Genomic DNA, 26,734 nt, shown 5'->3' on the forward strand with positions numbered 1-26,734 from the left:
TCCAGGTTTGAGTGCCAAGTTTGGGCGCTCAGGTGTTCAGCGTTCTGGTGTTTCACGCATCAAAGAGGTAGTCATGACCCAAGTTCGCCAATTCGACTATGTCATCATTGGTGCCGGCTCAGCCGGCAATGTGCTCGCGACGCGTCTGACAGAAGATGAAAATGTCAGCGTGCTGCTGCTGGAGGCTGGTGGTCCTGACTACCGGCTCGACTTCCGTACCCAGATGCCTGCAGCCCTGGCGTACCCTCTTCAAGGCAAGCGCTATAACTGGGCCTACGAAACAGACCCTGAGCCCCATATGAGCGGACGACGCATGGAATGTGGTCGTGGCAAGGGACTTGGTGGCTCTTCGCTGATCAACGGCATGTGCTACATCCGTGGCAATGCACTGGATTACGACAACTGGGCCAAGCGTTCGGGACTGGAGGACTGGCATTACCTTAACTGCCTGCCCTACTTCCGCAAGGCGGAGACCCGTGATATCGGTCCCAATGACTACCACGGCGGTGATGGTCCAGTCAGCGTGACGACGCCCAAGGCAGATAACAACCCGCTGTACCACGCCTTTATCGAGGCGGGCCAGCAAGCGGGCTATCCCGCCACCGAGGATGTCAACGGCTACCAGCAGGAAGGCTTCGGGCCAATGGACCGCTTTGTCACGCCGAATGGTCGGCGCTCCAGCACAGCACGTGGCTATCTTGACCAGGCCAAGGGTCGCGCCAACCTGACCATCGAGACGCATGCCACCACTGACGTCATCATGTTCGAGGGCAAGCGTGCCGTTGGTGTACGTTACGAGCGCAAAGGCCAGGTGCAGGAAGTCCGTGCCCAACGTGAAGTACTGCTGTGCGCCGGCGCCATCGCCTCCCCCCAAATCCTGCAGCGCTCCGGCATTGGTCCCCAGGATGTGCTCGACGAGTTCGGCATTGAGGCCGTACATGTCAACGACAACGTCGGCAAGCATCTACAGGACCATCTGGAGATGTATATCCAGTTTGAATGCAAGAAGCCCATTTCCCTGTACCCGGCGCTGAAGTGGTACAACCAGCCCAAGATCGGGGCTGAATGGCTGTTCATGGGCAGCGGACTGGGCGCCAGCAACCATTTCGAGGCAGCCGGTTTCATCCGTACCAACGATGCGGAAGAGTGGCCGAACCTGCAGTACCACTTCCTGCCCATCGCCATCAGCTACAACGGCAAGAGTGCTGTCCAGGCGCACGGCTTCCAGGCACATGTCGGTTCCATGCGTTCAGAAAGCGAGGGTCGGGTACGCCTGACCTCGCGTGATCCCAAGGCAGCGCCGTCGATCCTGTTCAATTACATGTCGACCGACAAGGATTGGCAGGAATTTCGCGATGCCATCCGCCTCACCCGGGAAATCATGGCCCAGCCGGCTCTGGACGAGTACCGTGGTCGTGAAATCTCACCGGGGGCGCATATCCAGAGCGATGATGAACTGGATGCCTTCGTGCGTGAACACGCCGAAACCGCCTACCACCCTTGCGGCAGCTGTCGCATGGGTGAAGGAGATGACTGTGTCGTCGACGGCGCAGGCCACGTGCATGGTGTTGAAAATCTGCGCGTGGTGGATGCCTCGCTGTTCCCGGTCATCCCTACCGGCAACCTCAATGCACCGACGATCATGCTGGCCGAGCGCATGGCCGACAAGATCCGCGGTCGCGAAATGGCGCCTCCCAGCACTGCACCCTACTACATCGCCAACGGTGCGCCGGCACAGCAGGAGCCCATGCGCAACATCCAGCCAGAGCATGATTCCATCGGCTGACATTACACCACCATCCTGCCTATTCGGTGTTCCCTTCCAACCCCGGCTTCATGCCGGGGTTGCTGCGTGAGCCCGCCATCATTCCTTCATGTAAGGAATTCGCACCTGACTCGACTTTCCATCAAGGCCTTTTCACATCAACGGCGACAGTCGCTTCAAGGCAGCACAACCAACCGGACCTGAACATCCATTCGTTGCTGCTGCAAATGCTACAAGCGATACATGGCCTCTTTCGCCACAAAAATCTTTCCGCCCCAAGACATTATTGAGCGCATGAGAGCTCGCCATATGCATAACAACATATACACAACAAGGAGCCTTCATGAGCCAGGCCTTTCCACGACCTCTGGACTACCGCATTCTCGGCATAAGTGAATTGGCTCCTGTCATGGCCAAGGTGGCGAATGTAGCGGCAATCCTTGGTGGCAATGCCGATCACTGGCAAGCCAATGAAATCAGCGACGGCAACATGAATGCCGTCTATCGCCTGAGCGGCCCGAATGGCTCCGTCATCATCAAGCAGGCATTGCCCTATATTCGCGTCATCGGTGAAGACTGGCCATTTCCTGTCTCTCGTATCGACTACGAAGCTGAGGCCCTGGGCTGGTACAACCGATTGACGCCACATCAATCACCTCGGATGCTACATCACGACCATCAACTCGGCGTGATGGTCATGGAAGACCTCAGGCATCACAGCGTCGCTCGTCTGGCATTCATCCGGGGCCAGCAGTTTCCTGACCTGGGCGTGCAGCTGGGTGATTTTCTTGCCCACAGCCTGTTCTTCACCTCTGACTATCATCTCTCCACCCCGCAGAAGAAATCCCTGGCGGCGACCTTTTGCGGTAACGCCGTACTGTGTGAAACCAGTGAAGATGTCATTTTCACCAGCCCCTATCACCACCACCCCATGAACCGGGTGACACCCGGCACGGCATACATGGCCAGGCAGCTACGCGCCGACATCCCGTTGAAACTGGCTGCCACCCAGATGAAACAGGTCTTTCGCACACGTTCGGAGGCCCTGATACATGGCGACCTTCACACTGGATCCATCATGCTCAGGGGCAGTGACAACCGGGTCATTGATGCTGAGTGGGCATTTCATGGCCCAATGGGGTTTGATTCAGGCGTCCTGATCGGCAACTTGTTGATGGCCGCCATCAGTCAAGCGGGGCACCGCCAATCACTTCGCGAGCAAGAGGATATGAGCCATTGGCTGCTGTCCTGTATCCATCAGCTATGGCAACGTTTTACGCGACGCTTTCGCGCATTGGCCCACACGCATGCTGGCGACTTCATCACCGCAATGCATCTCGATGCGGAAAGCCTCGACATGCTGCTCGACCGACACCTGCACACAGTGCTTGCCGACAGCCTCGGTTTCGCCGGTGCCGAGATCATTCGTCGCATCATCGGCATAGCCCATGTAGAGGACTTCGAGCATATCACCAACCCATCGCTACGCGCGGAGCTCGAACAGCAAGCCCTTCAGATCGCTCGCCAATGGCTATTGAAGCGTCATGAATTTCACACGCTCGGCGATGCCCTACTCTGTGCCGAACGGCTCCTTTGCCGTCCCATCCAGGCCAGAATAAAGCAGACCTGACAATCACAAGCCCCAGCCTGATGACACGAGCCTGATGACACGAGCCCAAGGACACTACTCGTCCAATTGCAATCCTGTCGCGACCGGGGCTGCCCCAACTGACAAGGCACCGGAGGTATCTTCGCCATCGGTGCCTTGTCTCACACGTCTTTCAAATTCACTCTTGACGCACAGTCACGGCAGGCAGCGACGCCTGTGCAGACCCAGTCTGCCACAGCTTCGGCAGGAAAAACCCAACGCAGCATACCAATAGCCCCCAAGCATTTGCCCCCAGCAGCAGAGCATATTTTCCCTCTCCAATGGCCATCCATTCAGGCAGCGCGGCAAAAGCATGCAGCAGGCCAAAGGCCATGCCGGGCCAGAAGGCCAGATGGAAGCTCGCCGCTCCAGGAGAATAGCGAGCAAGGATAAATACTGGCGCCAATCCCATGACCATAGTGCCGGAAATGGTCGTTGCCTTGAGAATATCCGTGCCAGCCAGCATCGGCAGGTTACCCAGTACCGCAAATACCACCATGACAATGGCACCATTACGCCACTGCCGGGCACTGGGCAGGCGCTCGGCCAAGGCTGGAATATCACGGGCCAACGATGCTGACAGCGAGGCAAAGGTGGAATCCAGAGTCGAGCCTGCCGCAGCGATCATCAGCATCGACATCAGCAGCAATGTACCGCTTCCCAGTAACGCCGCTACAGCCGCAGGCGCATTACCATGGGTCTCGATACCCTCTACATACGCCTGGACGCCCACCAGACTGAACAGGGCAATCGCCAGGAACCCGGCCACGCCTGCGATGATAAATGCTCGCAGCATATCGCGTTCGCGATTGAGAAAGCCTCGATCCGTCAGTACGGGATCATGAAAGGGATAACTGAACACCTGCAGCATCGCTACCAGCATGAGATCGACGCCCCCCGCCAGCGTCCACTCACCGGCATGCAACAAGGGCGTTTCATTGGTGCTTGTCTGCGGCAATACCCAGAACATGACCAGTCCAAGCAGAACGACAAACAGCGCACTCTGGATAGCATCCGTGAACAGCGAACCACGCATGCCTCCCTTGAGGCTGTAAACCAGGGTAAAGCCCGTAAAGGCCAATGCTGCTGCAATGAAGCTTGTCGAACCAGGCGCACCAAAGTAGCCGCCCACCACTGCGGTATTACTCCATATCTCGTTGTATAGCCGCACCAGGATCGCCAGCGAGAAGGCCAATGCAGCAGCACGGCCATAGCGTTGCATCAGAAATGCTACAAGCCCGGTGGCGGCGAAACGGCGACGAAGATAAAGGATGACCACGCCAGCAACCGGAATCGATAACCACCAGGTCGCATAGGCCAGCCCTCCCACCAGTCCGTAGGAGGCACCGAGGTTAGCGGCATTGGTAATTGATTTGGCAAAGATCCAGGAGATGAATACCGACAGCGTCAACATCGGCATGGATACTGCTCGCCCATTCACCATCCCGTTGAAGAAGCCTTCTGCACTAGAGGCACGCGGCGTCAGCCACACCAGCAGTACGCCATAGACACACAGAAAACCCCAGAAGGCCATGAGGAATACTGTACTCATGCCAGCGCGCCTCCACAGCTTGAGCCTTGCCCTGCCGTGCAGCCGTAGCAGTGGCTCGCCACCTGAATCGGCTGATGGGAAAAGTCGTGTTCCAGCAGATCCCGCAGGTGCAAGGCACCTTGCTTGCCACCCAGTGGCATATCAAGCATTTGATTGAAATCGCAGTCGTAGGTATAGCCGCGATAATCCACTGACAAGGTATCTCGACACATCACGTGCTCAAGATTGGCATCACAATGGCTGTCCTTGAGTAGTGCCATGTAGTCATTGAACCCGCCTTTGGAGATCAACTGGCTGCCAAAACGTGCAATCGGCATATTGGTGATGGTGAACAAGCCGTCGAACTGAATGCCGAACTGCTCTGCCAGTTCACGCTTGTAGGCTTGTTCCAGTTGCTGTTGTGGTGGAGGCAAGCTGGGGCCACCCGGATTGAACACCAGGTGCAACTCAGGTGCACCTGGTTCACCGCTGCCATAGCCCGCCGCATTGAGCCTGCGCAGGCCTTCAATACTGGCGTTGAACACTCCCTTGCCGCGCTGCGCGTCAACATTGTCCTCGGTATAGCAAGGCAGGGATGCCACGACTTCAACCTGATGTGCGGCCAGAAATGCCACCAGATCTTCGTGACCAGGCTCCACCAGAATGGTCAAGTTGCTGCGATCGATGACATGCACACCACGTTCGTACGCCGCTTTCACCAGAGGACGGAACGCCGGCATCATTTCCGGGGCGCCTCCCGTCAGATCGAGCGTCTTGATGTCATGCCGATCAATGAATTCCAGCACCAATGCCTGCGTCTCTTCATCCATCATCTCGGTGCGGCGCGGACTGGCAGCAACGTGACAATGCGTGCAAGACAGGTTGCATAGATAGCCGATATTCACTTGCAGCGTGCGCAGTGTACGGCGCCTGATCGGAGGAAACCCGCCGGCGATAAGATATTCTCTGGTATCAAGCATGAATCACCTGTGCTCCGACATCATACATTTGAGCTTTTGCCGCGTTTTACGGTCAGCAACGTGTCGTGGTCACGCATCACATACAGCGTCCAGCACGCCGCCAGCATGGGGAACGCAGCAAAGAACAACAGGTTGCCGAATGGGTCTGTCACCATCGAAGGGATAGTCACCAACGTTGTGATCCCATGTAGCATCAGTACCAAACCATAGCTGATGCGTTTGAAGCTGCCGCTGACAAACGCCAGCACCAGAATCAACTCAAGACCCCCCAATGCATGGATTGCGATATTCCCTATGCCCTCGATGCCAAAGAAAGTGTCGAAGACACGGCTGCCGTGAGCAGGATCGAGAAACTTGTCCAGCGTCCAGACGAACAACACGACAAACACACCTAGACGTAACGACAATAAACTGGTCTTAAGTCCTTCCATTGCATGGGCTCCATTGCCTGTTTCCATATTCGCCCACCACTTCGAACCTACAGCATGACCGCCATGGATCGAACGCATGGAAGGGCTTCCACTCGGCAGTCACGCAAGCCAACTGCCGCGTAGACATGTCGATGTAGAATCACGAACCTTACACTTGGCAGGAAAGTATGAGATGCACGCCTTTTGCCCTGCCCATTCCAGCGCCATACTCGACATTGGTCCAAGGGCCTTGCTTTCGCCTCCTCCTTCCCTTGCTGAAACAGCGGGGCTCTGCCAGTATTCAAACAAGTGTTTAATTATTCCTGACTGGAGAGCCTCATGCTCAGCCTGCTCCTGCTGTTGCTCACCCTTGTTGGTCTGATTCTTGTCGCCCGGCGCGAAGCCGGTGCTCTTCCTGCTCTGGCAGTGCCCGGAATCTTCGGGTTGATTGGTCTGATAAGCGGGGCAAGCCTGGCTGCCGTCGTACTGCTGGCCTGCGCTGCGATCATTGCTGCCTGTGGCCTCCCCGCCTTGCGCAACAAGTGGCTGACAGCCCGCCTGTTCGCGATGTTCAAGAAAGTAGCCCCGAAGGTCTCCGAAACCGAGCGCACGGCCCTGGAAGCAGGCAGCGTCGCCTGGGATGGAGAACTGTTTTCCGGAAAGCCGGACTGGCAGCGATTGTTGTCATTTCATGATGATGGCCTGAGCGAAGAAGAGCGTGCCTTTATCGACCACCAGTGCAGCGTGGCCGCCGGCATGTGCAATTCCTGGGACATTGCCAAGGAACGTGCAGACCTGCCCGAGGAACTGTGGAACTACATCAAGAAGGAACGTTTCTTCGGCATGATCATTCCGAAGGAATACGGCGGCCTGGGTTTCTCCGCCAAGGCACAGTCTGCCGTGCTGCAGAAACTTGCCGTCAATGAGACATTGATGGTCACCGTTGGCGTTCCCAACTCGCTTGGCCCTGGAGAGCTGCTGCTCAAGTACGGCACCCAGGAACAGAAGGACCACTACCTGCCACGCCTGGCAGATGGCCGCGAAATCCCCTGCTTCGGCCTGACGGGACCACGTGCCGGCTCCGATGCCACCTCCCTGCCGGATGTCGGCATCGTGTGCAAGAAGGTCATCGACGGAGAGGAAGTGCTGGGTCTCTCTCTGACCTTCAACAAGCGCTGGATCACTCTCGCGCCCATTGCCACCGTAGTCGGCCTGGCCTTCCGCATGTTCGACCCGGATCACCTGCTGGGTGACGAAGAGGACCTGGGTATCACCTGCGCCCTGGTGCCACGCGATACCGAAGGCATGGAGATCGGCCGTCGTCACCACCCCATCGGCAGCCCCTTCATGAATGGCCCGATTCGCGGCCAGGATGTCTTCGTCCCGCTGGATACCATCATCGGTGGCCCGAAAATGGCTGGCGAAGGATGGCGCATGCTGGTCGAATGCCTGTCCGTGGGCCGCTGTATCACCCTGCCCTCCGGCGCCACGGGCACCAGCCGTTATGCCATCGGTTGGGCGGGAGGCTTCGCCCGCATTCGTCGTCAGTTCAACGTTCCTGTCGCGGAGATGGAAGGTGTTCAAGAGCCTCTGGCACGCATGGCAGCCAAGGGCTATATCGCCAATGCCGTGGTCTACCAGACCGCCAACACCATCGACCATGGGGAAGCGCCTTCTGTACCTTCAGCCATTCTCAAGAGCCACCTGACCGAATTTCAGCGTGAAGTGCTGGCCGATGCCATGGACATCCATGGTGGCAAGGCAGTCACCCTTGGTCCGCGCAACTATATCGGTATCGGCTACAGCGCCAACCCGGTGGCCATCACCGTGGAAGGCGCCAATATCATGACCCGCAACCTGATGATCTTCGGCCAGGGTGCCATTCGCTGCCACCCTTATGTGCTCGAAGAACTGGCCGCCAAGGATACGGAAGACCAGGCCCGCTTCGACAAGGCCTTCTTCGCGCATGCCGGGTTGATTTTCGGCAATGCAGCCCGAGCCTTCAGCATGGGCCTGACACAGGGGCTGGGGTTCGGCCAACCCTCGACGCCCTTCGACCAGGTTGCCACCCCCTTCGCTCAGGATGTGGCGCGTCTATCCGCAGGCTTCGGACTATGCGCCGATGCCGCCATGGCCAGCCTCGGCTCGGCCCTCAAGCAACGAGAGATGCTCTCCGCGCGTCTCGGCGACATCCTGGCCAACCTCTATCTCACCAGCATGGTGATCAAGCACTGGCATGAAGGCGACAAGGTCGAAGGTGAGAAAGCGCTGTTCCAGTACGCCTGTACTTTCCTGCTCTACCGTGCTGAACAAGCCTTCGTTGAAGTGTTCGATAACCTGCCCAACCGGGCATTGGGGCGCGTTCTGAAGCTCGTCGTGATGCCGCGTGGTCGGCGTTGGTCCAAGCCCCATGACGACCTTGCACGCAACATTGCCGCCCAGGTCTCTCGCCACACCCCTCTACGCAGCAAACTGCTGGCAGGCAGCTGGGATCAGCAGGATGGTACCGAGGACAACCCTCTGGCTCACTACAACGCGCTGCTCGCCACCCAGGACCGTGCCGAGGCCCTGTACCGCACCATCAACAAGGCCCATGCCAAGGGCGAGTTACCCGCCCAGGCACTGCATCCTGAACAGCGTCTTGAAGCCGCTCTTGAGGCAGGCGTGATCAACCAGGAGGATGCACAGTTCATGAGAGAGCGTGAGGCAGAAGTGCTGGAAATGCTCAGCGTGGATGACTTCGCCTTCGATGCCTTTGTCAGCGACAAGGAAAAGCTGGTACGTCACGCCGACGCCGCCTAATCCTCACTCCTGCAGAAGAACCCAATGATGCAATACGCCCGGCTAGATAGCCGGGCGTATTGCATTTCTGATCAACGACTCTCGTCCGATCCCTTTGACACTGCACACATGCTCAACCAAGTTTGCGCAAGGCCGATTTCAAGCGCATGACTGCGGGCCCGGCTTGCTCCGGCGTGATGCCCGAATATGAAAGCCGCATTTGATTAGCTCCCTCGTAGCGGGCTTCAGCAGGATAGAACTCCGCACCGGGGACAAATGCCACTCCTTCTTCAAGGGCCAGTTGCAGCAAGGTGGAAGCCTCCACATCTTGCTCAAGCGTGCCCCACAGGAACATTCCGCCTTCGGGACGTGTGAAGCTGATGCTGCCCGCAAGCTCTGAGTTCAGTGCGTCCGCCAGTGCATGCATGCGTTGCCGGTAACCCTGCATTGCCTTGTCTAGATTCGCTTCCAATCGCCCCGACGCCAGATAGTGGGAGACGATGTTTTGCGACATGGTGCTGGTGTGCAGGTCCTTGGACTGCTTCATGATCACCATGTCCCTGAGCAGGCTTGGCTCTGCCGTCACCCAGCCAACACGCAATCCAGGAGAGATGAACTTCGAAAAGGACGCCACATGTATGCAGTTATGGCTACCCATCGAGCGCGCAAGCTGATGAATGGTGGGGAGCTCCTGTCCTGAAAAACGCAATTTCCCATAAGGGTTATCTTCGATGATATAAAAACCATACTTTTCAGACAGTTCAATAAGGGCTCTACGCCGTTCCAGTGCCATGACCCGCCCAGTTGGATTGGCGAAGTCCGGCACGACATACACCGCACCGACCTTCGAAGATCGAGCCAGGTCCTCGACTTCATCAAGCGCTATTCCATCCTCGTCGCCACCAGCACTTGCCATCTCGATGCCTGCAATATCCAGGATCTGCAAGGCGGCAAGGTAGGTCGGGCGCTCAACAATGACTTTCTCTCCAGGCGCAACAGCAACATGGAACGCCAGCTCAAGTCCTTGTTGAGATCCCGTCGTTATCAGCACGTCATCGATGTCCACCCCTTGGTCATAGGAGAGAAACCGATCACTTATCATTTGCCTGAGCGAAGGTTCTCCTTCTGTCAGGCTGTACTGATAACGAGACTTCGCTGGCGAATCGGACAACCAGGTCCGGCAGGCTGCATCCAATCCCTCGATATCCATCAAATCGCTATTCGGCATGCCGCCCGCCAGCGATATCATGCCCTCCTTTCTGGCCACTTCCAGGAGGTCACGAACCGGGGATGACCTCAAACGAGGTGACTTAGTTATCTCTTGCATGATCCTCACACTCCTTCATCGTCTCGCTCCTTGTTCCCTGTGACGGGTTAAGCTGCACGCAACCGAAAGTCATAGCGGCCAGACCCACAGAATCATCGGAATAGACACTGCCAGCACCAGCAGCTCCAGTGGCAACCCCATGCGCCAGTAATCGCCAAAGCGATAGCCACCCGGCCCCATGACCAGCGTGTTGGACTGATGTCCAATCGGTGTCAGGAAGGCGCAGGAGGCGCTGATGGCCACCACCATCAGAAAGGGGTCCATGGATACGCCAAAACCGCTGGCCAGACTGACCGCAATGGGCGCCATCAGTACGGCTGCAGCGGCATTGTTGATCACATCCGAAAGCATCATGGTGATCACGAACAATGCCACCAACGTGACCACTGGCGGCCATTGGCTACCCAATGTCAGCATCCACTCGGCTACCATGGCCGCCCCGCCACTGCTCTCCAGAGCTTGCCCCACGGGCAACATGGCGGCAAGCAGCACGATGATCGGCCCATCAATGGCCTTGTAGGCGTCACGCAATGGCAGTACCCCGATCAACAGGGACACCACTGCGGCCGCGGACAATGCAACCGCCGACGACATGAAGTCGAGCAGCATGGCCACGATGGCAAGTACGAAAATGCCAATCGACATCAGCAACAATCGAGGTTGCCCAATCGTCAGGTCTCGGCTGGCCAGGGGCAGACAGTCCAGTGCAGACAGGCTCTCGGCAATGTCGCCTTCATCCCCTTGCAGCAGCAGGACATCTCCTGGCTGGAAACGAATGTCACGTAGGCGTTGCTTGAGACGCCCCCCGTCGCGGGCCACCGCCACCAGATGCAGCCCATGTTGATTCTGCAGACGCAACTGACCGACAGTCCGGTTGACCATCACCGAGTCATTGCGAATCACCGCTTCGATCAGCTGCAGCCCCTCGGTATCAATCTTGTTCTTGTCTTGCTTGTTCTTGTCTTGCTTGTTCTTGTCTTGCTTTCTGGCCTGCTTATCATCGCTGTCACTGCTATTGCCTGGCGTTCTTCCTGACTCGCCCTCATCTTCGCTGGCCACCGCATCGACCTCCTCTTCATCACGGCGCCCCAGCTTCAGGCCGGCCTTGTCAGCCAGAAGCTTCATCTCGTCAGGACCAACTTCCATCAGCAGGACATCTCCTTCCTGCAAAGCCCCCATGAAGGCATGTCCTGGCCGCCGCTTGTCATCACGGATGACACCCAGGATCGGCATCGGCTCCTCAAGTGACTGACGAAGTTCACGCAATGACCAGCCATTAGCCTTGGAATCTTCGTCGACACGCAATTCCACCAGATATTCCGAGGTCTCGAACATGGCCTCGGTGCTCGCCTTGCTGGCTCTCTGGGGCACCAGGCGCCACCCCAGCAGAATGATGAAGGCCAGGCCCGCAACGCCCACGACAGCACCCACCGGGGAAAAGGAGAACATGCCGAAAGCTTCCCCCGTCTGGGTAGCGCGGAAGCTGGCGATGATGATGTTGGGTGGTGTGCCGATCAGGGTCATCAACCCTCCCAGCAGTGATGCAAAGGCCAACGGCATCAACAATATCGACGGCGAGATGTTGTGCTCTCTGGCCATGCGCAGAGCAACCGGCAGCAGCAGTGCCAGTGCTCCGACATTGTTCATCACCGCCGACAACACCATCACCACACCGGTCAGGACCAGCAGTTGCAGTGTCAATTGACTACCGACCTTCAAGGCCTGCTCAGCGATCACATCGACCAGCCCCGAGCGCTCGAAGCCCTTGCTCAACACCAGTACGGCCGCCACCGTGATGACTGCAGGGTGGCCAAACCCCATGAAAGCTTCATCGGCAGGAACCAGCCCGAGCACTACCGATACCAGCAGCGCACTGATGGCCACCAGGTCATAACGAAAACGCCCCCAGATGAACGCTGCCAGCGTCAATCCGAGGACGATGAAGATTTGCGTGCTGTCCGATAACCCCGCCATGCTGCACCTCCCTGTGTCGTCACTTCAGCATAGTTGCTGAATGACTCAGGCAGTGCCGCTACACGCCCCACTTAGCGAAAAAACGGCAAAAAAGCAGCCACAAGACAGCAGGAAATGACAGCAGGAAATGACAGCACGGAAGGACAGCAAGAAGACTGTCGGAGATGAAAGTGCTGTTCAGATCACGCTGCCGGCTCGGAAAATGGCAAAGGCGCTTCCCCCCGCCGCACTTCAAATACATTAAGCGTCATGGCAACCAGGGCGTAATATCCCAGTACGCCGACCAGCTCGACGACAGCCACCTCACCAAGGCCATCCACGGCGTCACGATACAACTCATCACTGACCCGACGAGTGTCATACAGCTCACGCGCCACCCGATAGACCAGGGACTCATCCGCAGCACTGAAATCAGGCGCCTTGCCAGTTCTCAGCGACTCGATGATATCCGCGGAAACACCAGCTTCGCGGGCAATGGGCTCATGTATCTGCCATTCCGCCTGGGAGCGCCACCATGATGCCGTCGCCAGAATGGCCAATTCCGTCAGCCGCAAGGACAACTGCGTGTGATAACGGCAGAAGGCCCCGAGACGCTGCGCATGGTCAGCCAATTCCGGGCTATGGATCCAGGCAAGGAAGGGGCCATCGAGGTTTCCCCGGGGGCCACTGAGAATGTCCTTGAGCACCGCGCGCTGAGCGTCACTCATCTGCTCATCATCGAGCGAAGTAAGACGAGACTGAATTTTCATGAAAGCTCCTTGAGAGGTCCTTGAAAGCTCCTTGGTGACTATCTCAACGGGAAAGCACTTGATCGATGGCCGTCCCCAGTTTGTCGACGACTTCATCGAGGTGCTGCTCTTCGAGAATGAAAGGTGGTGCCAGCAGGATGTGATCGCCCTGGCGGCCATCCACCGTACCGCCAGCGGGATAGCACATCAGGCCAGCCTGCATGGCCGCGGCCTTGATGCGTCCATTGATACCGCGCCCTGCATCGAAGGGCGCCTTGGTCTCACGATTCTCGACCAGTTCCAGCCCCCAGAAGAGCCCGCGCCCTCGGATATCACCGACATGAGGATGCTCGGCAAAGCGATCGCGCAGACGTTGCTCCAGTCCTTCTCCCAACCCTCTTACCCGTGCCAGCAGGTTGCGCTCTTCAATCACCTGCTGCACGGCAAGGGCTGCCGCACAAGCGGTGGCATGACCGATATAGGTGTGGCCATGCTGGAAAAAGCCGGAACCAGCAGCGATGGCGTCGCGAATCCTGCCACTGACCAAGGTGGCGCCAATCGGTTGGTAGCCCGCCCCCAGGCCTTTGGCCACGGTCGTCAGGTCTGCAGCGATGCCTTCCTGCTCAGCGGCAAACAAGGTACCCGTGCGGCCCATGCCACACATCACCTCATCGAGAATCAACAAAATGCCATAGCGATCGCAGATCTCGCGCACCCGACGAAAATATCCCGGAACTGCTGGTACCGCACCAAGCGTCGCTCCAACGACCGGCTCCGCGACGAAGGCCATGACGCTATCAGGCCCAAGACGCAGAATCTGGGCATCAAGCTCCGCCGCCAGGCGCTCTCCATAGGCCTCCGGGGTTTCCGTAGACTCCTGCCCCCGGTAGGCATAACAAGGGCTGACGTGCGTCATCTCCATCAACAACGGCTCGAACGGCCGGCGTCGCCAGGCATTACCGCCTGTGGCCAAGGCACCCAGCGTATTGCCATGGTAGCTCTGGCGCCGGGCGATGACGTGGCGTCGCTGTGGTTGGCCAATCTCGAGGAAGTACTGGCGTGCCATTTTCAGCGCAGCTTCTACGGCCTCGGACCCTCCTGATACGAAATACACCGATTCGATGCCTTCAGGCGCCCGCTCGACCAGAAAGTCCGCGAGTTGCTCCATCGGCTGCGATGTAAAGAAGGAACTGTGCGCATAGGCCATGTTCGCCACCTGTTCAGCAATGGCGTTGCGGACCTGGGGATCACTGTGGCCCAGGCAGGATACGGCCGCACCACCGCAGGCATCCAGATAACGGCGCCCTTGTGCATCGATCAGGTAAGGCCCATCACCGGCTACGGCAGTGGGATATTGGTGGTGCAGGTGACGATGGAAGACATGGCTCATGTGGGACTCCCGGTATTCGGATCGGCAAAAAGCATCCATGCACGTCAAAAGGCACTTTATGCAAATTTACAATGCATTTTTAAATACGGCAATTGAAATTTGCGCGAAAGATCGTCACGCAGCTGGCAAAATACGCTAACCTCTTGAATGTCGGCCCATACTTCACAGGACTCTCGATGACTGACGCCCCTGCCACGCTGGATGCCTTGCAAACCCGTCTCGAAGATATCCGTACCGGACACAGCGAGACACGTCTCGGCAAACGCTCTCAACGGGTTCTCGCCACCCTGCTCGACACCCCCCAGCAAAGTGCAGTATCGTCCATCAGCGACCTGGCTCAGCGCCTCAGCGTCAATGCCTCTACCCTGACCCGGCTGGCCCAGCGCTTGGGCTATGGTGGCTTTTCCGAGCTACAAGAGGTGTTTCGTCGCGAACTGACCGATGGTGGCCGACATTTCTACAGTGACCTGGCAGCAAAGCTGGCCACTGACCGTCAACAAGGAGGAGGACTCGAGCGCCTGGTACGCATGGGACGCCAGGAAAGCGCCAACTTCTCGGGTCTGCTGGCACGACTGGATGCGGATACCTACCAACGCAGTGTCGAGAAACTGGCGACAGCCAAAAGAGTGAGGGTGCATGGCCAGCGGCAATTCGCATCGCTCGCCAGTTTCCTGGCCTATGGCCTGGGGATGCTGCGTTCGGAAGTGTCCATATTGAATCCTGGCAATCATGGCACTGCCGATGCCCTGGCTCAGATGGAGCCCGATGACGTGTTGATTGCCATCAGTTGCTTTCCTTACACCACCAGCGTGGTCACCACGGCTCAGGTAGCGGCCCGTCATGGCATCAATGTCATCGCCCTGACCGATGGCGAGCATTCCCCCCTGGCCCAGGTCGCTACTGAAACCTTTCATGTGCCCAATGACAGTCTGTTCTTCTCCAACAGCATGTGTGCCTTCATGCTGCTCGCCCAGGGCCTGCTCAGCGAAGTGGCAGACACCCTGGGCGACAGAGGCCTGGAAGCGCTCAAGCAGCGCGAAAAAATGATTCAGGAACTCGGCGCAGCGTTATAGCTGTACTTAACCGCGTACAACGCGACTAAAGTCAGCTCACAGCTGATATTGTCGTCAGTCTTCTTACCGGTAGACTAAACGGCAATGAACAGGAAACAGAGGCTGGCCGAATGGATCTCCACTACTGGGTTATCTTCGTTGTAACCGTCCTAGGCGTGTCGTTGATTCCAGGACCAAGCACCCTCATCGCATTTGCGCATGGGGCTGCAAACGGAAGTGGTCCCGCCATGTTCACCGCGATTGGAAACGCTACGGCTTCAACGTTGCAGGCCATTGCGGCATCGGCCGGTCTTGGCCTCGCCATTACCAGTTCAGCCATGCTGTTCATGGTCATCAAGTATGCAGGCGCAGCTTACCTGGTCTACGTAGGCATCCAGATATGGAGAACTGCTGCGCAGCGCGTCTCGCTCAGCTCGCAAGGGAATACTCTGGAAAGTCAGCCACAACGTTTGTTCATGAGCGGCTTCACAGTGGCAATCAGCAACCCGAAAGCCATTGCATTCTTCACGGCGTTTTTTCCACAATTCCTATCGCCTGCTGGCAACAGCACCGTACAACTCGCCATCATGGTAATCCTTGTCGCGCTTTCCGCTTTCATCGTTGCACTATTCTACAGTTGCCTCGGGGCTTGGGTTCGCGGGCTAGCACTTTCCAGAACACTAATGAGACGAATCAACAAGACCACAGGAGGATTATTCGTGGCCAGCGGTTTCGGTCTTGCGATATCGAAAAGTAGTTAGGCTTCCTGTTATTCCAGTGCCCTTGGTATTTCCTCGACATGGGCCGCAATAGCCGAAATGTGGCTGCTCAGGGGAGCAGCCACATTTCGATTCAAGGCAGCAGGATCGTGGAACCCGTCGTCTGCCGACCTGCCACAGCATCCTGCGCCTTGCCGGCTTCGGCCAGGGAGAAACGCTGGCTGACATCAACCTTGAGCTTGCCACTGGCGAGCATGTCGAACAGTTCCTCGGCCATCGCCTCGAAGCGTTCCCGGGTATCGGCATAACCGGCCAGGCTGGGACGCGTGGCAAACAACGAACCCTTCTGGTTGAGAATTCCCAGGTTCACGCCTTCTACCGGGCCTGAAGCATTGCCGAAGCTGACCATCAAACCACGCTTCTTGAGGCAGTCCAGAGAAGTCAGCCAGGTATCCTTGCCGACAGAATCGTAGACGACATCCACCATCTCCCCGCCCGTCAGCTCACGAACCCGTTCCACCACATCTTCGCGGGTGTAATCGATGGTCGCCCAGGCCCCGTTACGCATGGCGATCTCGGCCTTTTCCGCGGAACTGACCGTACCGATCAACCTGACACCCAGTGCCTTGGCCCACTGGCAGGCCAACGAGCCTACGCCCCCGGCAGCGGCATGGAACAGAATGGTTTCGCCGCCCTTGAGCGGATAGGTCTGGCGCAGCAGGTACTGCACCGTAAGGCCCTTGAGCATACAGCCAGCCGCGGTATCGAAGTCGATACTGTCGGGTAATCGCACCACTTTTTCTGCGGGCATCACGTGTTGTTCTGCATAAGCCCCCAGAGGTGCCTGGGCATAAGCCACACGATCGCCTACCTTGAGATGTGTGACGCCCTCGCCAATGGCATCGACCACACCGGCACCTTCGGTACCGAGCCCAGACGGCATCACGGCAGTCGGGTACAACCCGGTACGGAAATAGATATCGATGAAGTTCAGGCCAATCGCTTGATTGGCCACCCGAACCTCACCGGCCCCAGGCTCTGGCGTCGCAACCTCGACGAGCTCGAGCACTTCAGAGCCACCCGTACGAGAGAACTGGATTTGCTTGATCTGGGTTTGCTTGACCACGGAGCATTTCCTTTAGCTGTTTAATGAAGTTAGGGTTAATCAGTCAAGCGCCGAGCGGGAATGTGGTCAAGCACCAAGTCACCAGAGACCCGCCGTCAGGAGTTGACAATCAAAACTGCATACATAAAACTCAGGAAAGTGTATACATATTGGAAGGGATAAAGTCCTCACCAATGATGCCACTTACGACAACTCGATTCAGGATGTCATACAGGAGCGACACCATGACTTCTCGCAAAACTGCTCTTAGCCTGCGCTTCGCTCTCGCTGCAGCCGCGCTGGCCGCCCTGCCTCTGATGGGTTCTTCCGTCGCCATGGCCGAAGAAGGTGAAGGTGTACCCGAAGAATGTGCCCTGACCATCTCTGGCGATGATCAGATGCAGTTCGACAAGAAAGAACTCAGCGTTCCTTCAAGCTGTGAAACCGTCAGCCTGACGCTGGAACATAGCGGCAGCATGGATGCCACTGCCATGGGTCATAACTGGGTGCTCGCTCCAACCGACGCCTATGAGGAAATCGCTCAGGCAGGCATGCAGGCGGGCCCGGATGCCGGCTATCTGCCCGAAGATGACCGCATCATTGCAGCCACTGACATCATTGGTGGTGGCGAAAGCACCACTGTCGAATTCTCCACCGCAGACCTGGCCGGCCAGGACCTGACCTTCTTCTGCTCCTTCCCGGGCCACTACTCCATGATGAACGGTACTTTCACTGTCACAGAATAAGTGGCCACAAGGTAAGTACCGTATCGGGCACACCTCACTGCTGGAGCCCCACGTCAACGGTCTCCGCAACAAAAATGCCCTCGCAGGAACTCCTGCGAGGGCATTGTCTTGTTCGCCGGCATCAGCACAGCGGCGACAGCGGGCAAACGTCATCAGGCAAGCATCATCAGACCAACTACAGCGTGGTCGGAAATGTCTCCAGTCCACGTATAAAGCGGCGCTTGTAATCCTCGAACAACGCCTTGTCGTGCTTGAAGTTGGCCACCACCGACTTCTGATCCACCGTCAATGCACGGGGCAGATCCTTGAAACCGGTCGAGGGATGCTTGGGCCCCAGCCCCACTTGCAGCCCGCCTGGCCCCTTGAGCCAGCGCTGAATGCCTGCAGCAGCAAAGCGGGCCTTGTCGGCATCGCTGACCACATCGACACGAATAGGAGCACGCAGCGCTAGTTCTGCCACCAGGCGCAACGCTGGGTTGAGTCCACGCGCCTTGGCTTTGGCGGCATCTTCGGACACCTGGTCATCGGCATCCGGATCGAGCGACACCATGTGCACGACACTCATGCTTTTCCCGGCTTCATCGCTGACCAGCAGTGCCAACGCGATAGGTCGAGACTGATCATCCACCAGCGCAAGCAGGCGTGCAGCATCCTGCTTGAACAGCACTCCGATCACGCCAGCGAATGTCGCCAGAGGAGCGATACCCGCCTGATGACCATAGACTTCGGCACACAATCGAGCCAGGCAAGCCTCACGCTGCTGTGGCTGGTTGATTTTCACGACCTTCATTGAGATTCCCCGGGAAAGCGGTTCAAACGAATCGCGGGAGACTAGCACATTATGCTGCCAAGCTCTCCCCAATACCGCACCAAAGCGTCTTGAGCCTGTCATACTGGCACCTGCATGATGCTTGCTGCTCATATTGGCTGTCACCAAGGAGATGCCATGACATCACCCTCTCCCCACCTGCCTCGACTGATTGCCCACCGCGGATTGTCTGCCCATGCTCCGGAAAACACCCGGGCTGCGGTTCGTGCAGCCCACCGTGCGGGTTTCCACTGGGTCGAGCTTGATGTGCAGCTGCTTGGAGACGGCACGCCAGTCATCTGGCATGACTCAGGCATGAAACGCTGCTCCGATGGGCGTGGAAAACTCCACAAGATGCATCTGGAACAAGCCAGGGAATACGATGTGGGTGCCTGGTTTTCCGCGGAATTTCGTGGTGAACGCATGGCCACGCTGGAAGAGATGCTGAGCCTGATCTCACGTCTGGACATGGGACTCAACCTGGAGCTCAAGGTATGTCGCGGGAGAGATCCGATAGCGCTGGCCAAGGCGGTGGTTCCCCAGTTGCTGGAAGCCCTCCCTTTCGAGCGCCGTCTACTGTCCTCGTTCAATTACCATGCCCTGAAGCAGGCACGCCACATGGCGGGTCCGGATGAGCTGGCACTGGGCGTCCTGTGCAAGAAACTGCCGCAACAGTGGCGCGAGAAGATGGATACGCTCCAGGCATACAGCCTGCATACTGACTGGAAGCAACTGAAGGAAAAGCGGGCGCGCATGGTGAAGGAAGCAGGCATTCCCCTGCTGTGCTATACCGCCAACGACCCGCTTGCTTTCGGGCCGCGCTGGGACTGGGGCGTGACCAGTGTGATCTCGGACGACCCTCAGCGCTTCATGGATTAGGCTTTCATGAACCAGCGCCTGATGCCGGAATCACCTCATCCCAGCATCAAGCCGCCATCATTGAACGGTTCAACTGATCAGTTCAATGATGGCATCCATATCCAGATGATATTCAATGCTGTCGGCCAGGCGTTCAAGCTGCTCCTCGCGATGGACATTCAGATCGATGCGCCGGGCCTCGCCTTCGTTCAATCCCAGCCAAGCCAGCAATGTCGTGCAGGCATCCGGTGTATCGAACAGACCATGCAGGTAGGTACCCATCACCTGGCCATCCTCGCTGACAGCGCCTTCGTCGCGTCCTTCCAGTGTCATCAGCGGCCGTGTCAGTGCCTCGCCCCGACTGATGCCCTGATGGATTTCGTAGCCATGGATGCTGCAGGAGCCATCAACTGTCGTGATGCGACCGCTGATGCGGCGCAACTGCTTGGTCGGGCGCAATACGGTTTCCATACGCAACAGGCCAAGTCCTGGAGCACCGCCCGGCTCACCTTCCAGGCCATCAGGATCATCGATCCAATCACCCAGCATCTGGAAACCGCCGCAGATGCCCAGCACCCGCCCGCCATAACGCAAGTGGCGCTGCAGGCGCTCCTCCCACCCCTGCTGCCGCAACCAGGCAAGGTCAGAGAGCGTGCTCTTGCTCCCTGGCAGGAGGATCACATCGGCTTCCGGCACAGGGGCACCTGGTCCGACAACATGCAAGGACACACCGGGGTGCAGGCGCAATGGATCCAGGTCGGTGTGATTGCTGATTCGAGGCAACGCCGGCACGACCACCTTGAGCACGCCGCCACCTTCGACACGTTGCTCAAGGGACAGGCTATCCTCGGCATCCAGCATCAATCCTGGCAGATAGGGCAAGACTCCCAGAACGGACTTGTTTTCTCGAGCCTCGAGCCAGCTCAAGCCCGGTTCCAGCAGGGAAATATCTCCCCGGAAGCGATTGATGATGAGGCCTTTGATGCGCAGCCACTCGCTGCTGGATACCAATCCCAGGGTGCCGCACAACTGCGCAAAGACACCTCCCCGGTCGATATCCCCCACCAGTAATACAGGGCAATCCACTGCTTCGGCAAAGCCCATATTGGCGATGTCACCCTGGCGCAGGTTGACCTCAGCCGGACTCCCGGCACCTTCTGCGATGATGACGTCATAACGGCGCGACAAGCGCTCCCAGCATGCCATCACGGTTTTCTGCGCCGTGGTCTTGTAGGCGTGATAATCCAGCGCCTTCATGCTGCCATGCACACGCCCGGCAAGGATCACCTGCGATCGCTGGTCACCTTCGGGCTTGAGCAGCACGGGATTCATGTCACTGTGTGGCTCGACGCCTGCCGCTTGAGCCTGCAAGGCCGTGGAACGCCCGATCTCGCCGCCGTCGATGGTCACCGCACTGTTGAGCGCCATGTTCTGAGGCTTGAACGGCGCCACCTTGAAGCCGCGCCGATACAACGCCCGACAAAGCCCTGCCACTACCGTGCTCTTGCCAGCATCCGACGTCGTTCCTTGAATCATCAACGTCGGCATATCACCACTCCACGCCTTTCTGGGCCTTGATACCCTGTTCCTTGAAAGCGTGCTTGACCACTCGCATTTCCGTCACCGTATCGGCCAGCTCGATCAACGCATCCGGGGCGTGACGACCGGTCACGACCACATGCTGCATCTCTGGCCTGGCCTGAAGATCATCCAGCACTCGGTCGAGCTCCAGATAACCACGACGCAAGGCAATATTCAGCTCATCCAGCAATACCATGTCGACATCGGGATCACGCAGCAGCTCCCGCGCCTTGTCCCAGGCCGCTTCGGCGGCCGCCATGTCACGCTGGATATCCTGAGTGTCCCAGCTATAGCCTTCCCCCATGACATGAAAGCTGACCCCAGGCTGGGCACGGCAGAAGGCGGCCTCGCCTGTGGCAAAGGCTCCCTTGATGAATTGCACGACGCCCACGTTCATGCCATGGCCCAGTGCCCTGGCCAGCATGCCGAAGGCCGATGAACTCTTGCCCTTGCCAGGCCCGGTGAGCACCAGCAGAACGCCCTGCTCCTTGTCGGCATTGGCGATACGTTCGCGCATGATGCGCTGCTTGTTCGCCATCCGCTGCGCATGACGCTCGGAATTAACTTGAGGACGACTCATGAAACCTCCAGGAATTTGAAACTGGCCAGAAGTGTGAAGCTAGACAGAAATGTGAAGCTAGACAGCGCTTGAAAGAGGCACAAAGACTCTCACTCCATCGATGATGGCCGAGGTCAGGGATTGGCCATAGAGTCGCTCCAGTGCCGGAATGCTGAGCATGGCATCGCGCTCGCCCCAGCAGACCTCTCCATCGGGATACAGCAGCAACAGATAATCACACCAGCGAGCCGCCATGTTCAGGTCATGCAAGCACATGACGACGGCATGCCCCGAGGTCGCCTGCTCATCGAGCAATGCCATTACTGCCATCTGATGGTGCAGGTCCAGATGGTTGGTCGGCTCATCCACCAGCCACACCGCCGGTGACTGCGTCAGCACCGTGGCAATACCCACTCTCTGCCGTTCACCGCCCGACAGGGTGGCGATGGAACGCGCGGCCAGATGATCGACCCCAAGACGAACCAGAGCCTGCTGGGCCAGTTGGATGTCTTCGGCGCTTTCGTTTTGCCAAAGGTGCAGAAAAGGATGGCGTCCGATCAAGGCTGTCTCGAGCACGCTGGCCGGAAAATCGTCCTGGTGATGCTGGAACACCATCCCCAGGTGCTGGGCAACATGACGCCGACGTAGTTGCCCCAGAGGCACCCCATCCAGGCACACCCGGCCACGACGCGGTGCCTTCAAGCCTGCCAGGGTATGCAGCAACGTTGTCTTGCCGGTGCCATTAGGGCCGAGAATTCCCCAGCGCGAGCCGGGCGGGATCGTCAGGGAAAGCGCACTGCCATCTGCGCGCTCCGGTATATCAATCACCAGTTCCTGGGTACTCAAGTGCATGTCCGTCTCCTCACCCCATCAACCACGGCTGCGATGCAGCAGGTACAGGAAACTCGGAACACCGAGCAACGCCGTAATGACACCGACGGGCAGTTGCTGGGGAGCAATGACCGTACGCGCCAGCGTATCGGCCAGAGTCAGCAGCGCCCCTCCGGCCAGCAAGGAGGCCGGCAGGATGATGCGTTGATCGGAACCCAGGCGCAGACGCAGCATATGCGGCACCATCAAACCGACGAAGCCGACGCTGCCTGCTGTCGTGACAGCAACAGCCGTAGCAAGGCTCGCTGCTGCATACAGCCCCAGTTCAACCGGACGAACCGCCACCCCCAGAGCAGCAGCCTGGAGTCCACCTCGGGCCAGCACATTGAGGCTGCGCCCGAAAGGTGCCAATGACACGGCAGCGATGGCGGCCAGGCTGAGTACCGGCCAGGGGCTTCCGGCATAGGCCATGTCCCCCATCAGCCAATACAGCATGCCGGGCAACTGCTCTACCGGACTGATGGTCAGGAGAAAAGTGATCGTCGCCCCCCAGCCGGAAGCCAGGACAATGCCGGTCAGCAGGAGCCTGGCCGGCGTCCAGCTACCGCCGCCATGGGCCAGGCCGAAAACCAGCAGTGTGGACAACAGGGCACCAGAGAAAGCCGCCAAGGAGACCAGCGCAGCCCCCAGGCCCGCCAGCATGGCGAGCAAGGCCGCCACTGCCGCCCCACCGGATAACCCCAGCACATAAGGGTCAGCCAGTGGATTGCGCAGCAGCACTTGCATCAACGCGCCGGCCAGCGCCAGCAGCGCACCGGTACCGAAAGCGGCCAGGGCTCTCGGCAGGCGCAGCTCCCAGAGCAAGGTCTGGTGCAAGGGGCTGCCATTCCCCAGCACTGTGGCCCACAGTTCCTGGGGTGACAGATTGATGCTGCCCAGTGCCAGCGCCAATAGAATAGCGGCCACGGAGATCAGCCCCAGCACACATAGCGGCGGCCAGACCCGAGGCATGTGGCGCAATGACATATCAGCGGCGCTCACGGGCGCTCTCCAGGTGACGGCATAGAGACTTGGTGCCTTCCACCAGGCGCGGAGTGGCCCTTTGCACCAGGTCGGGATTGATGAAGAACAGGTTATCGCGCTCAACCGCCTTGAGGTGCGGATAAGCCTGCCAGGCATCGAGCCAGGAAGAGTCCGCCTTGCCCATTCCCCCGGTGATGATGGCTTCAGGGTTCGCTGCCAGCACGGCCTCCTGGGAAATACGCGGTACCATGGGAGCCTCATCGGCAAACAGATTGACGCCCCCGCACAGTGCCAGTGACTGGCTGATCCAATGCTGGCCATTGATGGTCATCAGTGGTCTTTCCCAGACTTCGTAGAACACGCTCACAGGTTCGGAATCTGCATAACGCTGGGTAAGATCACGAATGTCATCACGCAGTGCCGTAGCTGCCTGTTCCGCCTTATCCTGGCTGTCGGCCAGTACACCCAGACGTTCCAGAGTCGAAGCTATCGTCTCGAAGCTTTTCGCATCGGAATGAAATACCTTGATTCCAAGCGCAGACAGTCGCTCTACCTGCTCACGGGGATTGCCGCCATCCCAGCTCACGACCAGGTCCGGCTCAAGCGCCAGCAAGGCTTCGAGGTCGATACGGTCATAGCTTCCCACCCTCGGCAGGGCTTGAGCCGCTTTTGGATAGTCGCTGAAACTCACTGCGCCGACGACCTTTTCACCGGCCCCGGCAGCGAACAACAACTCCGTCACACTGGGGGCCAGCGCGACAATGCGTTGTGCCGGTGCAGCAAGACAGACTTCGGTTCCACTGTCATCCACGACACACCGCGAGGCTTCTTCGGCGCTCACCACCGACATGCCAAGCGACAAGCTCACTGCCAGCAGTACGATGCTGCCTGCAGTCTTTATCGCCCGTGTCGGCCACTTGATGTTTATCGGGCGTTCAAGGCCCCCCATGCGCTCAGGAGCATGTTTCATGCGCTCAAGGCTGTATTCCATTGGCTCAGGGCTGTATTCCATTGGCTCAGGGCTGTTCATGGCTGGAAGCCAACGCTCAAGTAGGCTGCGCGCCCGGGGTTGATATAGTCCCAGCCGTTGAAGCTGTCCCGCGCGGTGGCATATTCGCGATCGAGGACATTCTCCAGGGTCAGGTTGGCCTTCCATTGAGGGGCGAAATTCCAGCCTGCCCGCAGGTCGATGGTGCCATAGCCTGACAAGCGTTCTTTATTGTCTGCATCGTTGTAGCGATGGTTCTGTGCCACGAAGGATGCGCCGAGATTCCAGTCGCCGATGCGTCGATCTGCATCCAGGCGTACCCCTTGGGTCGCACGGCGCACCAAGCGCTTGCCACTCTTGCGGTCTTCGGGGTCGGTGTAGGTGGCAGAGGCAGCCAGAACCCACTGGTTCCACTCCAGTCCCGTGGTCAGCTCAACACCCCGAATGCGGGCGCGATCCACATTGAACGGCGCATAATGCGAGTCCTGCACCGTATATGCCACCATGTCGTCGATATCGCTCTGGTACACGGCCACATCCCAGAATCCCCGGCCATACTGCCCACGCAGGCCAAGCTCGACACTTTCCGCTTTCTCGGGGTCGAGGTCAGGATTGCCGAAGTCGGGGAAGTACAGCTCATTGAAAGTCGGTGCCCGGAATGCCGTGGCGTAACTGGCTCGCAGGGTATAGTGGTCATCCAGGGCATAACCCAAAGCAAGGTGCCCGGTGGTCTCGCCGCCGAAGGCCTCGTTGTCGTCATGGCGCAGGCCGACCTGCAGCGAGAAGGGAGCGAAGTCCAGCAGGGTCTGAGCGAACACCGCCACATTGTCACGGCTGTCTTCCGCGTAATCGGTAGTGCTGTCGATCTTGTCCTGCTGATACTCTGCCCCGGCGACCAGTTCGTGATTGCCCATCAGCACAGAGTTGTCCCAACGCGCCGTGTGTGTCGTGGTATCGAAAGTGGTGGCGCCAAGGTCGGAAAAATCATCCAGCTCATCGCGGGCTTCGCTGATGGTCAAGCGCGAAGTCCAGTTGCTCGTGACAGGTATCTCGCCATACACCCCGGCCACTTGCTGCACATAGTCGGAATCACCGCCTTCGTACTCGGTATTGCCTGACGCACGCAACGCGGTGACGCCCATGACAGCACCATTGTCGAAGTCGTGCGCCAGCCGCACCAGGCCCGTGGTGTTGTCGTAGCCCTTGTCTTCCCCGCCCTTGCGTACTTCCGAGCCATCGCTGCTCAGGTGGCTGGCACTGAACTGGTAGCGGGTCGCATTGGCCTCCCCGCTCAGGTTGGCCTGGGCCCTGGCCGTGCCAAAAGAGCCTCCTCCCAAGGTGATGCTGGGAGTCGGTCGTTCACCTTCGGGTTCGAGGGTGAACAGTTGCACAACGCCGCCTACCGCATCGGCACCATATAGCGCACCACGCGGGCCACGCACGACTTCGATGCGTTCGAACATGCGCGGGTCGAGAAACTGCCAGGCCGGGCCGCCGTTGGTGGCCGAACGCAGGCGCATGCCATCGATCAGCAACAATGTCGATTCAGGGCCGGTACCACGCAGATAGAGACTGGTGTTCTTGCCGAACCCACCACTGGATGAAAAATCAACGCCGGCCTGGCCACGCAGGGCATCGATCAGACTGATAGGGTCGCGCTGGCGCAGCGTCTGTTCGTTGATGACACTGACCGAAGACAATGTCTCACTGGCCGTGCGTGGTGCCAGGGTCGCAGATACGACCATGGGATCGAGGTTCACACTTTCATCATCGCCAGTGCTCTGGGCACTGGCCTGGGCAACGAATGCCAGCGGCATGGCAGCAAGGCTGAGAACAGGCAGGCCTGATACCGCTCGGGCAGGAAGAAAGGAGCGCAACATGATGAAGTATCCCCTGGTACCATGCGCACCCGCACGGCACGAAGCCTTGA

22 protein-coding genes are annotated in these 26,734 nt (G+C 58.4%); 7 read left to right on the forward strand and 15 right to left on the reverse strand.

All coding sequences use genetic code 11. The annotated features are described in order from the left end of the window. Positions 1-73 precede the first annotated feature (73 nt). Together betA and mtnK are read left to right on the forward strand one after the other, a co-directional pair. Entirely contained in the window at positions 74-1,786 is a 1,713-nt protein-coding gene (gene betA, locus E4T21_RS12610) for a choline dehydrogenase (protein ID WP_149285363.1), read from the forward strand. Between the two features lie 322 nt (positions 1,787-2,108). Beyond that, positions 2,109-3,395 (forward strand): S-methyl-5-thioribose kinase, encoded by a 1,287-nt coding sequence (mtnK, locus tag E4T21_RS12615; protein WP_149285365.1) that lies wholly within the window; start codon positions 2,109-2,111, stop codon positions 3,393-3,395. Between the two features lie 157 nt (positions 3,396-3,552). Here mtnK and E4T21_RS12620 read toward each other — a convergent pair whose 3' ends face one another. Genes E4T21_RS12620 through E4T21_RS12630 form a run of 3 tightly spaced genes read right to left on the reverse strand, consistent with a single transcriptional unit; the run spans position 3,553 to position 6,433 of the window. Continuing rightward, on the reverse strand, positions 3,553-4,965 hold the full coding sequence (locus E4T21_RS12620; RefSeq protein ID WP_149285367.1) for an SLC5/6 family protein: 1,413 nt from the start codon (positions 4,963-4,965) through the stop codon (positions 3,553-3,555). Then, positions 4,962-5,924, reverse strand: coding sequence for an arsenosugar biosynthesis radical SAM (seleno)protein ArsS (gene arsS, locus E4T21_RS12625; protein WP_149285369.1), 963 nt, complete (start codon positions 5,922-5,924; stop codon positions 4,962-4,964). The genes E4T21_RS12620 and arsS overlap by 4 nt, the downstream gene beginning before the upstream one ends. Before the next feature lie 20 nt (positions 5,925-5,944). Continuing rightward, positions 5,945-6,433 carry a hypothetical protein gene (locus E4T21_RS12630; RefSeq protein WP_240349128.1) on the reverse strand — a complete coding sequence of 163 codons (489 nt, stop codon included), beginning with the start codon at positions 6,431-6,433 and terminating at the stop codon, positions 5,945-5,947. A 240-nt stretch (positions 6,434-6,673) separates the two neighbouring features. Here E4T21_RS12630 and E4T21_RS12635 point away from each other — a divergent pair, with 240 nt between their 5' ends. Then, positions 6,674-9,136 carry an acyl-CoA dehydrogenase gene (locus E4T21_RS12635; protein WP_149285371.1) on the forward strand — a complete coding sequence of 821 codons (2,463 nt, stop codon included), beginning with the start codon at positions 6,674-6,676 and terminating at the stop codon, positions 9,134-9,136. Between the two features lie 112 nt (positions 9,137-9,248). On the opposite strand, the gene E4T21_RS12640 is transcribed toward E4T21_RS12635, so the two are convergent. The 4 genes from E4T21_RS12640 to E4T21_RS12655 form a co-directional block, all read right to left on the reverse strand. Beyond that, positions 9,249-10,364, reverse strand: coding sequence for an aminotransferase-like domain-containing protein (locus tag E4T21_RS12640; protein ID WP_187774993.1), 1,116 nt, complete (start codon positions 10,362-10,364; stop codon positions 9,249-9,251). A gap of 147 nt (positions 10,365-10,511) precedes the next feature. After that, positions 10,512-12,416, reverse strand: a complete 1,905-nt coding sequence (locus E4T21_RS12645) for an SLC13 family permease (protein ID WP_149285376.1) — start codon at positions 12,414-12,416, stop codon at positions 10,512-10,514. Positions 12,417-12,598: 182 nt separating this feature from the next. Next, entirely contained in the window at positions 12,599-13,165 is a 567-nt protein-coding gene (locus E4T21_RS12650) for a carboxymuconolactone decarboxylase family protein (protein WP_149285378.1), read from the reverse strand. Positions 13,166-13,208: 43 nt separating this feature from the next. After that, entirely contained in the window at positions 13,209-14,534 is a 1,326-nt protein-coding gene (locus E4T21_RS12655; protein ID WP_149285380.1) for an aspartate aminotransferase family protein, read from the reverse strand. A gap of 176 nt (positions 14,535-14,710) precedes the next feature. On the opposite strand from E4T21_RS12655, the gene E4T21_RS12660 reads away from it, so the two are divergent. Both E4T21_RS12660 and E4T21_RS12665 read left to right on the forward strand, forming a co-directional pair. Beyond that, positions 14,711-15,607, forward strand: a complete 897-nt coding sequence (locus E4T21_RS12660; RefSeq protein WP_149285382.1) for a MurR/RpiR family transcriptional regulator — start codon at positions 14,711-14,713, stop codon at positions 15,605-15,607. Between the two features lie 110 nt (positions 15,608-15,717). After that, positions 15,718-16,347, forward strand: a complete 630-nt coding sequence (locus E4T21_RS12665) for a LysE family translocator (protein ID WP_149285384.1) — start codon at positions 15,718-15,720, stop codon at positions 16,345-16,347. Between the two features lie 91 nt (positions 16,348-16,438). Here E4T21_RS12665 and E4T21_RS12670 read toward each other — a convergent pair whose 3' ends face one another. Continuing rightward, positions 16,439-17,431 (reverse strand): NADPH:quinone reductase, encoded by a 993-nt coding sequence (locus E4T21_RS12670; protein ID WP_240349129.1) that lies wholly within the window; start codon positions 17,429-17,431, stop codon positions 16,439-16,441. Between the two features lie 224 nt (positions 17,432-17,655). Between E4T21_RS12670 and azu the strand changes: the two genes are divergently transcribed. After that, positions 17,656-18,156, forward strand: coding sequence for an azurin (gene azu, locus E4T21_RS12675; protein WP_149285386.1), 501 nt, complete (start codon positions 17,656-17,658; stop codon positions 18,154-18,156). A 175-nt stretch (positions 18,157-18,331) separates the two neighbouring features. On the opposite strand, the gene E4T21_RS12680 is transcribed toward azu, so the two are convergent. After that, positions 18,332-18,946: a hypothetical protein gene (locus tag E4T21_RS12680; protein WP_149285388.1), complete on the reverse strand. Its 615-nt coding sequence runs from the start codon at positions 18,944-18,946 to the stop codon at positions 18,332-18,334. Positions 18,947-19,102: 156 nt separating this feature from the next. Here E4T21_RS12680 and E4T21_RS12685 point away from each other — a divergent pair, with 156 nt between their 5' ends. Further along, positions 19,103-19,843, forward strand: a complete 741-nt coding sequence (locus tag E4T21_RS12685; RefSeq protein ID WP_149285390.1) for a glycerophosphodiester phosphodiesterase family protein — start codon at positions 19,103-19,105, stop codon at positions 19,841-19,843. Between the two features lie 69 nt (positions 19,844-19,912). Here the strand turns inward: E4T21_RS12685 and E4T21_RS12690 are convergent, their stop codons facing one another. From E4T21_RS12690 to E4T21_RS12715, 6 genes are read right to left on the reverse strand one after another with little or no spacing between them, the layout of a single operon-like run. Continuing rightward, positions 19,913-21,370, reverse strand: coding sequence for a cobyric acid synthase (locus E4T21_RS12690; protein ID WP_149285392.1), 1,458 nt, complete (start codon positions 21,368-21,370; stop codon positions 19,913-19,915). Between the two features lies 1 nt (position 21,371). Further along, the gene (gene cobO, locus E4T21_RS12695; RefSeq protein ID WP_149285395.1) at positions 21,372-21,983 is read right to left on the reverse strand and encodes a cob(I)yrinic acid a,c-diamide adenosyltransferase; all 612 of its coding nucleotides are present in this window, start codon (positions 21,981-21,983) and stop codon (positions 21,372-21,374) included. A 57-nt stretch (positions 21,984-22,040) separates the two neighbouring features. Beyond that, positions 22,041-22,814, reverse strand: a complete 774-nt coding sequence (locus E4T21_RS12700; RefSeq protein ID WP_149285398.1) for an ABC transporter ATP-binding protein — start codon at positions 22,812-22,814, stop codon at positions 22,041-22,043. Positions 22,815-22,832: 18 nt separating this feature from the next. Beyond that, positions 22,833-23,819, reverse strand: a complete 987-nt coding sequence (locus E4T21_RS12705) for a FecCD family ABC transporter permease (protein ID WP_205423528.1) — start codon at positions 23,817-23,819, stop codon at positions 22,833-22,835. A 1-nt stretch (position 23,820) separates the two neighbouring features. Then, positions 23,821-24,846 (reverse strand): cobalamin-binding protein, encoded by a 1,026-nt coding sequence (locus tag E4T21_RS12710; protein ID WP_240349130.1) that lies wholly within the window; start codon positions 24,844-24,846, stop codon positions 23,821-23,823. Further along, positions 24,843-26,684, reverse strand: a complete 1,842-nt coding sequence (locus tag E4T21_RS12715; protein WP_149285400.1) for a TonB-dependent receptor domain-containing protein — start codon at positions 26,682-26,684, stop codon at positions 24,843-24,845. The genes E4T21_RS12710 and E4T21_RS12715 overlap by 4 nt, the downstream gene beginning before the upstream one ends. Positions 26,685-26,734: the final 50 nt, after the last annotated feature.

This window comes from Halomonas binhaiensis (assembly GCF_008329985.2).
GTDB lineage: Bacteria > Pseudomonadota > Gammaproteobacteria > Pseudomonadales > Halomonadaceae > Halomonas > Halomonas binhaiensis.

What these genes read in the sequence shown, in the direction of transcription:
- betA (WP_149285363.1), top strand. Translation starts at nt 74, where the DNA reads ATGACCCAAGTTCGCCAATTCGACTATGTCATCATTGGTGCCGGCTCA.
- mtnK (WP_149285365.1), top strand. Translation starts at nt 2,109, where the DNA reads ATGAGCCAGGCCTTTCCACGACCTCTGGACTACCGCATTCTCGGCATA.
- E4T21_RS12620 (WP_149285367.1), bottom strand. Translation starts at nt 4,965, where the DNA reads ATGAGTACAGTATTCCTCATGGCCTTCTGGGGTTTTCTGTGTGTCTAT.
- arsS (WP_149285369.1), bottom strand. Translation starts at nt 5,924, where the DNA reads ATGCTTGATACCAGAGAATATCTTATCGCCGGCGGGTTTCCTCCGATC.
- E4T21_RS12630 (WP_240349128.1), bottom strand. Translation starts at nt 6,433, where the DNA reads ATGCGTTCGATCCATGGCGGTCATGCTGTAGGTTCGAAGTGGTGGGCG.
- E4T21_RS12635 (WP_149285371.1), top strand. Translation starts at nt 6,674, where the DNA reads ATGCTCAGCCTGCTCCTGCTGTTGCTCACCCTTGTTGGTCTGATTCTT.
- E4T21_RS12640 (WP_187774993.1), bottom strand. Translation starts at nt 10,364, where the DNA reads ATGATATCGCTGGCGGGCGGCATGCCGAATAGCGATTTGATGGATATC.
- E4T21_RS12645 (WP_149285376.1), bottom strand. Translation starts at nt 12,416, where the DNA reads ATGGCGGGGTTATCGGACAGCACGCAAATCTTCATCGTCCTCGGATTG.
- E4T21_RS12650 (WP_149285378.1), bottom strand. Translation starts at nt 13,165, where the DNA reads ATGAAAATTCAGTCTCGTCTTACTTCGCTCGATGATGAGCAGATGAGT.
- E4T21_RS12655 (WP_149285380.1), bottom strand. Translation starts at nt 14,534, where the DNA reads ATGAGCCATGTCTTCCATCGTCACCTGCACCACCAATATCCCACTGCC.
- E4T21_RS12660 (WP_149285382.1), top strand. Translation starts at nt 14,711, where the DNA reads ATGACTGACGCCCCTGCCACGCTGGATGCCTTGCAAACCCGTCTCGAA.
- E4T21_RS12665 (WP_149285384.1), top strand. Translation starts at nt 15,718, where the DNA reads ATGGATCTCCACTACTGGGTTATCTTCGTTGTAACCGTCCTAGGCGTG.
- azu (WP_149285386.1), top strand. Translation starts at nt 17,656, where the DNA reads ATGACTTCTCGCAAAACTGCTCTTAGCCTGCGCTTCGCTCTCGCTGCA.
- E4T21_RS12680 (WP_149285388.1), bottom strand. Translation starts at nt 18,946, where the DNA reads ATGAAGGTCGTGAAAATCAACCAGCCACAGCAGCGTGAGGCTTGCCTG.
- E4T21_RS12685 (WP_149285390.1), top strand. Translation starts at nt 19,103, where the DNA reads ATGACATCACCCTCTCCCCACCTGCCTCGACTGATTGCCCACCGCGGA.
- E4T21_RS12690 (WP_149285392.1), bottom strand. Translation starts at nt 21,370, where the DNA reads ATGCCGACGTTGATGATTCAAGGAACGACGTCGGATGCTGGCAAGAGC.
- cobO (WP_149285395.1), bottom strand. Translation starts at nt 21,983, where the DNA reads ATGAGTCGTCCTCAAGTTAATTCCGAGCGTCATGCGCAGCGGATGGCG.
- E4T21_RS12700 (WP_149285398.1), bottom strand. Translation starts at nt 22,814, where the DNA reads ATGCACTTGAGTACCCAGGAACTGGTGATTGATATACCGGAGCGCGCA.
- E4T21_RS12705 (WP_205423528.1), bottom strand. Translation starts at nt 23,819, where the DNA reads ATGTCATTGCGCCACATGCCTCGGGTCTGGCCGCCGCTATGTGTGCTG.
- E4T21_RS12710 (WP_240349130.1), bottom strand. Translation starts at nt 24,846, where the DNA reads ATGAACAGCCCTGAGCCAATGGAATACAGCCCTGAGCCAATGGAATAC.
- E4T21_RS12715 (WP_149285400.1), bottom strand. Translation starts at nt 26,684, where the DNA reads ATGTTGCGCTCCTTTCTTCCTGCCCGAGCGGTATCAGGCCTGCCTGTT.